Consider the following 1,606-nt stretch of genomic DNA (forward strand, 5'->3'; position numbering starts at 1 on the left):
GCGTCGAAGACGGGGCGGGGCCTCCCTCGCCACAGAGTGCGACGCTGGTCTTTCAGAACTGGCTCTACTCTCGCTCAAGTTGACGTTAACGTAAAGGGTGATTGACAGCCATTCGTCACAGGCTTACGTTAACGTAAAGGTGAGAGCCGAATCACTGCCCTCCCCACCCTACAAAAAAGCCAAAAGGTGTCCCATGAGCTACCCATCCCTGAACTTTGCCCTCGGTGAAACCATCGACATGCTGCGCGATCAGGTTCAGTCCTTCGTCGCCAAGGAGATCGCCCCGCGCGCCGCTCAGATCGACATCGACAACCTGTTCCCCGCGGACCTGTGGCGCAAATTCGGCGACATGGGCCTGCTGGGCATTACCGTCCCGGAAGAGTACGGCGGTGCGGGACTGGGTTACCTGGCCCATGTGGTCGCCATGGAAGAAATCAGCCGTGGCTCGGCTTCGGTGGCCCTGTCTTATGGCGCCCACTCCAACCTGTGCGTCAACCAGATCAACCGCAACGGTAACCACGAACAGAAATCCAAATACCTGCCGAAGCTGATCAGTGGCGAGCACATCGGCGCCCTGGCCATGAGCGAGCCGAACGCCGGTTCCGATGTGGTCTCGATGAAACTGCGTGCCGACAAACGCGGTGACAAGTACGTGCTCAACGGCAGCAAGACCTGGATCACCAACGGCCCGGACGCCAACACCTACGTGATCTACGCCAAGACCGACCTGGAAAAAGGCCCTCACGGCATCACCGCGTTCATCGTCGAGCGCGACTGGAAAGGCTTCAGCCGCAGCAACAAGTTCGACAAGCTCGGCATGCGCGGTTCGAACACCTGTGAGCTGTTTTTCGATGACGTCGAAGTGCCGGAAGAAAACATCCTCGGCGTGCTCAACGGCGGCGTGAAAGTGCTGATGAGCGGCCTCGACTACGAGCGCGTTGTGCTCTCGGGCGGCCCGACCGGGATCATGCAAGCCTGCATGGACCTGATCGTTCCGTACATTCACGACCGCAAGCAGTTCGGCCAGAGCATCGGCGAATTCCAGCTGATCCAGGGCAAAGTCGCCGACATGTACACCCAGCTCAACGCCAGCCGCGCTTATCTGTACGCGGTGGCCCAGGCCTGCGAGCGCGGCGAAACCACGCGCAAGGACGCGGCCGGGGTGATCCTCTACACCGCCGAACGCGCCACGCAAATGGCCCTCGACGCGATCCAGATTCTCGGCGGCAACGGCTACATCAACGAATTCCCCGCCGGTCGCCTGCTGCGCGACGCCAAGCTCTACGAAATCGGCGCCGGCACCAGCGAGATCCGGCGCATGCTGATCGGCCGCGAACTGTTCAACGAGACGAAATGAATTTCGTCAGCGGCAAGCTACAAGCTGCAAGAGAACCGCGCTCTTGCCCCAACTTGCAGCTTGCCGCTTGTAGCTCGAAGCTGCTTACGGAGTAAGCCCCATGATTCTGCACACTCAGCTCAACCCGCGTTCAGCGGAGTTCGCCGCCAACTGCGCGGCGATGCTCAAACAGGTCGACGCACTGCACACCCTGCTCGCTCAAGTGGCGCAGGGTGGCGGTGTCAAAGCTCAGGAACGCCACACCTCGCG

The 1,606-nt window shown here is 60.7% G+C and carries 2 protein-coding genes; both read left to right on the top strand.

Features of this window, described 5'->3' with window-relative positions:
* The first annotated feature begins 193 nt into the window (after positions 1-193).
* Entirely contained in the window at positions 194-1,357 is a 1,164-nt protein-coding gene (locus tag D8U18_RS03870; RefSeq protein WP_131107055.1) for an isovaleryl-CoA dehydrogenase, read from the top strand.
* A 100-nt stretch (positions 1,358-1,457) separates the two neighbouring features.
* A partial coding sequence (locus tag D8U18_RS28955; RefSeq protein ID WP_177434982.1) for a hypothetical protein occupies positions 1,458-1,606 on the top strand: 149 nt, incomplete at its 3' end.

It is taken from the genome of Pseudomonas sp. Sample_10 (assembly GCF_004321495.1).
GTDB lineage: Bacteria > Pseudomonadota > Gammaproteobacteria > Pseudomonadales > Pseudomonadaceae > Aquipseudomonas.